This window comes from Propionibacterium ruminifibrarum (assembly GCF_900289195.1).
GTDB classification, from domain to species: Bacteria; Actinomycetota; Actinomycetes; order Propionibacteriales; family Propionibacteriaceae; genus Propionibacterium; species Propionibacterium ruminifibrarum.
The window spans coordinates 1-8,726 of sequence record NZ_OMOH01000018.1 but is presented as its reverse complement, the minus strand read 5'-3'; the positions used below and the strand labels follow the sequence as shown (position 1 = coordinate 8,726).

Sequence of the window (8,726 nt, the reverse complement as noted above, 5' to 3'; positions counted from 1 at the left end):
TACACGTCCCACGCCTTCAACCGGTCCATCGCCTCACACGTCTCCACCCACCAGTACATCCGCCCCTACACCCCCAGACACAACGGCAAGATCGAACGCTACAACCGGATTGAACCGTCCAGGGTTTGGTGCCGGTTTTATATGGGGAGCGACTCTCGGTTGAGGGTCGCGTAGTAGTTGGTTTCGTACTCGTCGGGGGTGGTCATCGCGAGGCTACCGTGTAGTCGACGGTTGTTGTACCAGTCGACCCAGCTGCCTGTGGCGTATTCCACGTCAGTGATGGTCTTGTACGGGCCTTCGTGGAAGACCGTGGTACGGATGCACTCGGCCTTGTACGGCCCGTTGATGGTCTCCATCAACGCGTTGTCGTAGGCGTCCGCGACCGTGCCGATCGACGGAGCGATCCCGTCCAAGGCGAGTTTCTCGGTCCATGCCAGCGGGCGTGTACTGACTCCCCGCGTCCGAATGAGCGATCAACTGGTCACGTCCGACAGGGTGGCCCTGCCGGTCCCGTTCCCACAACGCCATCCGCAGGGGAGTCATCACCAGTTCGACGTGCTTGGTGGTCTGAGCATGCCAGGCCACGATTCGCTGGCAGAGGACACGTCAGCGATGAACGAGACATACACCCAGCCCGCCCATGAACGCACATACGTGAAGCCCCGTCACCCACGTGTGATCAGGCCTGGGAGCAGTGAAATCACGGTTCACCAGGTCACCAGCGCGCGCACCGTCCTTGGCCCGGACAGTGGTCCGCACAGTCTTCTCCCGGGTGACTCCTACCAGCCCCAGAGCACGCATCGCACGGTCAACCGAGCCCCGAGACGCATCCGGGACCGCGGTACGACGGATGAACGCGGTCATCTTCTTACGCCCGTACATGCCCTCCGGAGTCAACCGCTTACGCGGTCTCTCATCAGCCCCGCTCACAGACCGCCACGCGGCCTCCCGCACCGCGTCAAGAACCAAGGCATCAGTGAAACTCCTGGCCGACACGCGGCCCTGCTCACCTGGACCGGTAAGTACGCGCAGCGACCGCCACGCCCTGCTCCCGCAGGACCCGACAGACCGACCCCGTCTGCCCACCCCTCACCACGCATCATGTCAATGAACCCCACTAGGACCGGTTGCGGGGGTCGAGCTCCCCCACGAAGAAAGACGTCGCCGCTTTCAAGATCGCCACGCCCCTCACGCAACCTCCGGTTCTCCGCCTTCAACCGACGGATCTCCGCGAGTTCTTCACTCGTGGTCCCCTCACGCTGTCCCGCGTCGATCTCAGCCTGCACCACCCACCGGCGCAGGCTCTCAGCCCCCACGCCCTCCTGGCGGGCGACCACAGCGATCGCTCTCGACGTCGATGGATATTCACCACGAGGCCCCCGGCACAAGCCTCACAGCACGCTCACGCACCACCGGATCAATCTTCCAGGCCATGAACCCATCCTTCCTGCTCAACCCCAAAACGGGGCGGCAACAAACCCAGGACGGTTCAGATCCTCGCAGAAGAACTCCTCTACGCCCGCCCCTTCACATCCGAGACCCAACGCCGTGACGCCATCAACACATGGACCCACCACTACAACTACCATCGACCCCACACCGCCTGCGGCGACCAGCCCCCGGCCACACGCCTCCACACCCACGTCGACAACGTCATGACCAACTACAGTTAGCTGGCGAGTGCGGGCATGGTGTTGTCTTGTTGTTCGTGGTTGTTGGTGATGGGGTTGAGGCGGCTTTTGGTGAGGGCCTCGAGGCCGGGGTAGCGGCGTCCTTCGGTCCATTCGTCGGTTTGTTCGGCTAGGACGGCGCCGACGAGGCGGATGATGGCTGTCCGGTTGGGGAAGATGCCGACGCTGTCGGTGCGGCGTCGGATCTCTCGGTTGAGGCGTTCGGTGGGGTTGTTCGACCAGATCTGGTGCCAGACCTGTGTGGGGAAGCTGGTGAACGCGAGGATGTCGGCTCGTGCTTGGTCGAGGTGGTCGGTGACGTCGGGGAGTTTGTCGCTGGTGTAGTCCAGGAGCCGGTCGAACTGGGCATGAACGGCAGCGGCGTCGGGCTGGTCGTAGACCGAGTGGAGCATGGCTTTCACGGCTGGCCACAGGTTCTTGGGAGTGATGGCCATCAGGTTCGCGCTGTAGTGGGTGCGGCAGCGTTGCCAGCAGGCTCCGGGCAGGTTCGCGGTGATGGCTTCGACCAGGCCCGGGTGGGCGTCGGAGGTGACCAGGCGGACTCCGGTCAGGCCGCGGGCGGCCAGATCGGCGAAGAACTCGTTCCAGGCCGGGCCGGTCTCGGCGGTGGCGACCCGCATGCCGAGAACTTCGCGGTGTCCGTCGTTGTTGACCCCGACCGCGAGCATCACGACAGCATTGGTCACGCGCCCGCCCTCGCGGACCTTCATGGTCAGGGTGTCGGCGGAGATGAAGGTGAACGGGCTGGCCTCGTCCAGGGGGTGGTGGCGGAACTGTTCGACGTGTTCGTCGAGGTCGGTGGCCATGCGGCTGACCTGTGATTTCGACAGGTGGTCGATGCCCGAGGTTTTGACGAGTTTGTCCATGCGGCGCGTGGAGACCCCGGCGAGGTAGCAGTCGGTGACGACGGTGATCAGCGCGGACTCGGCCCGCTTGCGGCGTTCCAGCAGCCACTCAGGGAAGTAAGAGCCGGTGCGCAGCTTCGGGACCGCGGTATCGAGCGTGCCGACCCTGGTGTCGAGGGGGCGGTGGCGGTAGCTGTTGCGCTGGGCCAGTCGGCCAGGGGTGGCCGGGCGTACTCGGCCCCCGCCACGGTGTCCGTGTCCGCGGGGCAGCAGGGCGTTGAGCATGGTCTGTAGCAGGCTGCGCATCATGTCCGGTGATGCCTCGGTGAGTAGTTCGCCAAGAACGGCAGCAGGGTCGACAATATGAGGAGCGGTCATCGTGATGGTCCTTCTCGAGACGGTTGTGACAGATGAACTCGAGGATCACGTGGTGACCGCCCTGTCATCCAGAGCCAGTCACCACGGTCACACCACTATGAAGGACTCAACTGGTGTGTCAGGTTTTGAGGTCGGTGACGGTTTTTCGGTTGATTATCTTTTCTGGTCGATGGCCCAGTTTAAGTCCTTGTCGGTTTCTGTTTAGGGTAGTCTGGACACTTGGAGGTTGACTCCGGTGGCGGGGTGTTTGGCGGAGTTGAGTTCGGGCTTGTCACGCCATGCCCAGCAGGGTATGAAGGCGTCGTCGATGACCAACTGGGTGTCCGGGTCGAGGCCGTCGGAGGTGGTGACTTTCTCGGTCAAGGTGGCGGCGATCGGGGATGTGTAGGCGGTCAGGACTCGGCAGTACGGTGGGCTGGGCAATTGCGAACAGTTCGGTGAGGATTCTTGTTCGAAGTTGTGGCGCAGGCTGGCGAGGACGAACCGACGTGATCCGGACGCCAATAGGTCACCATTGACTACCGTGTGAATCATCTGACGCAGGCCTTGATCTGGGTTCTGATAAGTTATGTGAGGGCATGTGATCTGCAGCCTATTCCTTGATTGCTTTATCACGTATTAATCATCTCGGAACAGGTCACCATTTCGTCTCAGCGACACACTTGGAGGGTTATTCAAAACTCTTGATTTAAGGGGGGTGGTCTTGGAGGTTATCTCGCCAGTGTGGGCGTGTCACGGTGAAAGGTGAGGACCCGTCACTGAGAGAATTGGGTTGTCGTTAATCCCGTTTTCTCAGAACAGGTCCTCGTGTGTACGATACAACAGGCCTGCTGGCCGAAGCAATCGCAGTCTGTTACTAGGCCCTTGTCCACAATTACCCCCGCACCCCGCAGGCCACCGGGCGCCCGTTCGCATTGAGTCAGGCAGAAGAAATCAGGGCCACACTGGCCTATCTGCGACGCAACCGGGCCCACGGGTGAGCTGGCCGAGTCGTTCGGGGTCAGCCAGGCCTCGATCTGCCGGGTCATCAGCCGGTGGGCGGCTCGTATCGTCGAGGTTTTCGCAGACCTCGTGCCCACCGCAGACGATCTGGACCAAGACCAGACTCTGATCGTGGACGGCACCCTCGTGCCCTGCTGGGGCTGGAAGGACCAGCAGGGTCTGCACTCGGGCAAGCATCTCCGGACTGGGTTGAACCTTCAGGTGGCCTGCACCCTGACAGGACGCTTGGTCTGGGTGTCCGACCCGGCCCCCGGATCGACCCACGACGCGAAAGCCATCCAGTCCACGGGTTTCCTTGAAAACTTCCCGGACACCCCGCCACTGGGTGACAAGGGCTACACCGGGTTGGGCATGACGACCCCGATACGCAAACCACCAGGGGGCGGGCTCACAGGCTGGCAGAAACAATACAACCACGCCATCAATTCGTTACGGGCCTCGGCCGAACGAGCAATCGCCCATCTGAAAACTAGGAGGATCTTGCACATCGGTTACCGCAGGCCCCTTGACAGCTTCCCACAAAACATCACAGCAGTCATCGCACTAGAATTATACAAAAACAGTTTTGAATAACCCTCCTCGTACGGGATTATCCAAAACTATCCGAACAAACCCTATGAATAAAATTTAATGCTCGGTTTCACCATGTCAAAGCACCAGCCAGTCTCTACGCGCCTGGCTGCTACTGGAGCGCATCACCTCGATTTTCCGCTGTCGTATGTGCCCGACTGAAATCCGGTCAAACACGTCTGGGGTACCGCTATAAACAACAGCCAAACATTCAGCGCGAAACCACGACCAAACTTTCAGGGCATTCGTTTCACACATCACCAGCTGTGTCTTCGACTACGATTTCGAGACATCCCAAAACCCACAGCTGATCTTATATCATGACAGTCATACCCTCCCTTCCAAGGTTGAAACAAAACGGTGCCAGTCAGGAGTGGGTCACCAGTTATTAATTTTGGGTAGATGGTATTGAGATGACTGGGTTCTGTTTGGGTGGGGCTTATCCGGGAAACACTACGCCTCCTGTAGGCGGATTCCATTGCTGTGAATAGCCCGGATATCCGGAAGGAGAAGCTGTGTCTTCCCTCGCTATGGGTGTAGTACTTCCTCTCAGTGGGGTGTTATTGCTTGTGGTGTGAGATCCGCTACGATGAAACAAAATATTAACTTGAAGCTGATTCGTATTGGGTATGTCTCGCCAATTCCAAGCAGTGAATTTCCATCCTACCCCTTCGATGCCAGCAATCAATGATGCAATTTGAGGTCCTGTGAATTGAAATGTAAATAGACTTGAATACGTAGCCATGAAGACAGTGTTTGCGGGATTCATGGCGGCGTTGCGCGCTTGTTCAATTTGAGCTGTGACGCGGTTGAGTTGTTTCGGGGACATCTAATTCCAATCGATGTTGAGAGTGCTTAAGCTAGAAGAATAATCGAAAATGATGGTGTTTAATTGAAAAAATCTCTGAGGCTAATAGTACTAGACACTAGTGATAATAACTTGAATTGCAAACTGCATTCAACCTCATTTCTGTGGATAAGCCTCAAGGGGACTGGAGCGATATAGGTATTTGAGTGTGGTAAGTAGTTGCTTTTGACTGCTGTCGTGCGGAGTTTTTGCTGCTCGGTATCGATTTGGTCGGGGTCTGGTAGTCGATGGCTGAGTGGATTTGATTATGATTGTACCCTAACTCGATCCAAGATGTCACGTCCCGGGCTGCGTGGTTGCGGGTTGGGTAAGCTTGCCGTTCACGTGTTATTCGTCTAGATGGCGTTAGTTGAAGGACTCTGCGTAGTATTGTTGTAGCAGCTACCGGTCCGCCCTGCGGATGGGATAATTCTGTGATCGGTCATGTTTTCGTGTATTTGGTCAACGCGTATTGGGAGCCTAGGTTCGAGGGGAGGGACCGTGATGCCGCGAGTGGGCGGGCAGACCCTGCGAGCCCTGACTAATAGCCTCGGTGACGAGTTTGGTGCGCATGTGACCGGCGATCGCGTGTCCGATGACCTTCTTCGAGAAACAGTCCATGGTGAATGCTAGTAGGCGAATCCCTGCCAGGTCGGGATGTACGTGATGTCGCCCACCCATTTCATTTCGGGAGCGGTGGCGGTGAAGTCCCTTACTAGCCGGTCGGGCCGGCCTGGAAGGTCGGGGGCAGGCATGGCCATCCTGGCCCGTTTCCGGTGCTGGTCAGGCGACAAGGCCCTCAGCTGCCATGATCTTACGGACCATGTCGCGCGAGGCCTTGATCCCGCTTCGGGTGAGCTCGGCGTGGATCCGGCGATATCCATAGGGGCGATATCCATAGGTCTGCTCGGACTCGTCGAAGAACTTGACAATGATGGCTGTCAAGTCTTCCCTCCGCTCGGCAATCGAGGATTTAGACCAGTTCCGCCACGCGTAATAGCCGGACTTGGATACTTTCGCCCACCGGCACATGGACCGGACAGGGTAGTTGCCTTCTTCGCGGTGAATGCAGCGGTACCTCACACTCACCCGGACTCCTGGGCGAAGAAGGCCGCCGCTTTCCTCTAGGTGCTCGGTCTCCATGCGAGCCTTCCAGGGCTCGGCTTTCAGGCGCCTGATCTCGGCGTGTTCTTCCGCAGTGATGTCATCAGTACCGGGGTCGGGGTGTTCTTTCCGCCATTTCGCGACCCAGTTGCCGACCGTCTGCGCCACAAGCCCGTACGACCTGGCGACCTCGGCTATCGGCCTGGACTTCTGGACGACCTCGAGAACGGCTTGTTTCTTGAACTCGCACTGTCTGTGAGGGTTATGCGAAACTGTTTTTGAAGAATTCTAGTGCGATGACTGTTGTGATGGTTTGTGGGAAGGTGCGGATGGGTTTGCGGTAGCCTGTGTGGAGTATTCGCCATGTTTTGAGGTTGGCGATTGCTCGTTCGACGGGGCGCGTAGCTTGTTGATGGAGGGTTATTCAAAACCCTTGTTTTGAGGAGGGTCTTGGAATCTGTTCTGCCGGTGTGGGCGTGTCTGGGTGAAAGGTGAGGACCTGCCACTGAGAAAATTGGGTTGTCGATAATCCCGTATTCTCAGAACAGGTCCTCGCGTGTACCATACAACAGGCCTGCCGGCCGAAGCAATCACAATCTGCTACCAGACCCTCGTCCACAATTACCCCCGCACCCCGCAGGCCACCGGGCGCCCGCCCGCATTGAGTCAGGCAGAAGAAATCAGGGCAACCCTGGCCTACCTGCGACGCAACCGGGCCCAATCCGAGCTGGCCGAGTCTTTCGGGGTCAGCCAGGCCTCGATCAGCCGAGCCATCGCCCTGTGGACGGCTCGTATCGCCGAGGTCCTCGCAGAGCTCGTGCCCACCGCAGACGACCTGGACCAGACCCAGACCCTGATCGTGGACGGCACCCTCGTGCAGTGCTGGGACTGGAAACACGAGCCGGGTCTGTACTCGGGCAAGCACCACCGGACTGGGCTGAACCTCCAGGTGGCCTGCACCCTGACAGGACGCTTGGTCTGGGTGTCCGACCCGGCCTCGGGGTCGACCCATGACGTGAAAGCCATCCAGTCCACGGGTTTTCTTGAAAACTTCCCAGACACCCCGCCATTGGGTGACAAGGGCTACACCGGGCTGGGCATGACAACCCCGATACGCAAACCACCAAGGGGCGGGCTCACGGACTGGCAGAAACAATACAACCACGCCATCAATTCGTTACGCGCCCCGGTCGAACGAGCAATCACCCACCTGAAAACCTAGAGGATCCTGCACACCGGTTACCGCAGGCCCCTTGACACCTTCCCACAAACCATCACAGCAGTCATCGCACTAGAATTATACAAAAACAGTTTTGAATAACCCTCATGGTTTTGTTGTACTGTTTCTGGTTTTCTGTCAGCTCGCCGTGGGCTGGTTTTCGTTCTGGGGTGATCATGCCCAGTCCGGTGTAGCCCTTGTCGGCCACTGGCGGGGTGTTGGGGAAGTGTTCGAGCAGGCCGGTGAGCCGGATGGCTTTCGCGTCATGGGTTGAGCCCGGGGCCGGGTCGGCCACCCAGGCCAAGTGTCCGGTCAGGTCGCAGGCGACTTGGAGGTTCAGGCCGGTGTGGTGGTGTTTACCGGAGTACAGGCCGGGCTGGTTCTTCTAGTTCCAGCAGGGCACGAGGGTGCCGTCCACGATCAGGGTCTGGCATGGGTCCAAGTCTTCCGCGGTGGGGATGAAGTCCTCGAGGGCTTCGGCGAGGCGGGGTGTCCACCGGCTGATGGCCCGGGAGATGGAGGACTGGCACACGCCGAAGGACTCGGCGAGTTCTGTCTGGGCGCGGTTGCGGCGGTGGTAGACGAGGGTGGCCCTGATTTCTTGTTCGGGTGTCAGGGCTCGGGGCCGACCTGTTTTCTTCTGGAGGCGAGGATAATTGCGGGTCAGGATCTGGTGGAGGGCTGCCATTGCGGCCGGGGAGAAACCTGTTGTATGATACACGCGAGAGCCTGTCCTGAGATTGTCGAGTATTTGGTAACCCAATTATCTCTGTGGCAGGCCCTCCTTGTGTTCTGACACTCCGACAAGACAGCAACGGGCCCATCAAAACAAAGAGTTTGGCATAACCCTCTGTGTATTTCGGTGCCGACATGATCTAATTCTACCTCACGATCATTTCACCCACTGTCCGAAAACACTAGTTGTTGTGGCGCATGAGGTTGTTGACGGTGTGGAGGTGACGTAGGGGGCAGGCCCTCGACAGGATGGAAGTCGCTGAACTACCCGTCCGACCAAGGAGCCTGCCCTTGAGTACTCACGCTAACGCACCATTGACCGTTGAAGGCCGACA

At 58.8% G+C, this 8,726-nt stretch carries 8 protein-coding genes and 3 pseudogenes; 4 read left to right on the top strand and 7 right to left on the bottom strand.

Going from position 1 to position 8,726, the window contains the following annotated elements; all coding sequences use genetic code 11:
• Positions 1 to 137: 137 nt before the first annotated feature.
• A pseudogene (locus PROPJV5_RS12200) lies at positions 138 to 1,434 on the bottom strand (IS3 family transposase).
• 20 nt (positions 1,435 to 1,454) lie between these two features.
• Between PROPJV5_RS12200 and PROPJV5_RS12195 the strand changes: the two are divergent.
• Positions 1,455 to 1,673, top strand: a pseudogene (locus PROPJV5_RS12195) (integrase core domain-containing protein); the annotation flags it as partial.
• Here the strand turns inward: PROPJV5_RS12195 and PROPJV5_RS12190 are convergent.
• On the bottom strand, positions 1,670 to 2,914 hold the full coding sequence (locus tag PROPJV5_RS12190; protein ID WP_119716632.1) for an IS256 family transposase: 1,245 nt from the start codon (positions 2,912 to 2,914) through the stop codon (positions 1,670 to 1,672). The pseudogene PROPJV5_RS12195 and the gene PROPJV5_RS12190 overlap by 4 nt on opposite strands.
• A gap of 1 nt (position 2,915) precedes the next feature.
• On the opposite strand from PROPJV5_RS12190, the gene PROPJV5_RS12185 reads away from it, so the two are divergent.
• Entirely contained in the window at positions 2,916 to 3,119 is a 204-nt protein-coding gene (locus PROPJV5_RS12185; protein WP_119716631.1) for a hypothetical protein, read from the top strand.
• On the opposite strand, the gene PROPJV5_RS12470 is transcribed toward PROPJV5_RS12185, so the two are convergent.
• Positions 3,116 to 3,337: a hypothetical protein gene (locus PROPJV5_RS12470; RefSeq protein WP_147385454.1), complete on the bottom strand. Its 222-nt coding sequence runs from the start codon at positions 3,335 to 3,337 to the stop codon at positions 3,116 to 3,118. The two genes, PROPJV5_RS12185 and PROPJV5_RS12470, sit on opposite strands and share 4 nt — an antisense overlap.
• A gap of 648 nt (positions 3,338 to 3,985) precedes the next feature.
• On the opposite strand from PROPJV5_RS12470, the gene PROPJV5_RS12180 reads away from it, so the two are divergent.
• A complete protein-coding gene (locus PROPJV5_RS12180; protein WP_275403721.1) occupies positions 3,986 to 4,489 on the top strand; it encodes a transposase family protein in 504 nt (167 codons plus the stop codon).
• A gap of 1,627 nt (positions 4,490 to 6,116) precedes the next feature.
• On the opposite strand, the gene PROPJV5_RS13070 is transcribed toward PROPJV5_RS12180, so the two are convergent.
• On the bottom strand, positions 6,117 to 6,365 hold the full coding sequence (locus PROPJV5_RS13070; RefSeq protein ID WP_275403722.1) for an IS3 family transposase: 249 nt from the start codon (positions 6,363 to 6,365) through the stop codon (positions 6,117 to 6,119).
• Between the two features lie 138 nt (positions 6,366 to 6,503).
• A pseudogene (locus tag PROPJV5_RS13065) lies at positions 6,504 to 6,671 on the bottom strand (transposase); the annotation flags it as partial.
• Between the two features lie 322 nt (positions 6,672 to 6,993).
• On the opposite strand from PROPJV5_RS13065, the gene PROPJV5_RS12170 reads away from it, so the two are divergent.
• On the top strand, positions 6,994 to 7,659 hold the full coding sequence (locus PROPJV5_RS12170) for a transposase family protein (protein WP_220474437.1): 666 nt from the start codon (positions 6,994 to 6,996) through the stop codon (positions 7,657 to 7,659).
• Between the two features lie 61 nt (positions 7,660 to 7,720).
• On the opposite strand, the gene PROPJV5_RS12165 is transcribed toward PROPJV5_RS12170, so the two are convergent.
• Both PROPJV5_RS12165 and PROPJV5_RS12160 read right to left on the bottom strand, forming a co-directional pair.
• Positions 7,721 to 8,026 carry a transposase family protein gene (locus tag PROPJV5_RS12165; RefSeq protein ID WP_119716628.1) on the bottom strand — a complete coding sequence of 102 codons (306 nt, stop codon included), beginning with the start codon at positions 8,024 to 8,026 and terminating at the stop codon, positions 7,721 to 7,723.
• 15 nt (positions 8,027 to 8,041) lie between these two features.
• On the bottom strand, positions 8,042 to 8,344 hold the full coding sequence (locus PROPJV5_RS12160; RefSeq protein ID WP_119716627.1) for a helix-turn-helix domain-containing protein: 303 nt from the start codon (positions 8,342 to 8,344) through the stop codon (positions 8,042 to 8,044).
• Between the last annotated feature and the right edge of the window lie 382 nt (positions 8,345 to 8,726).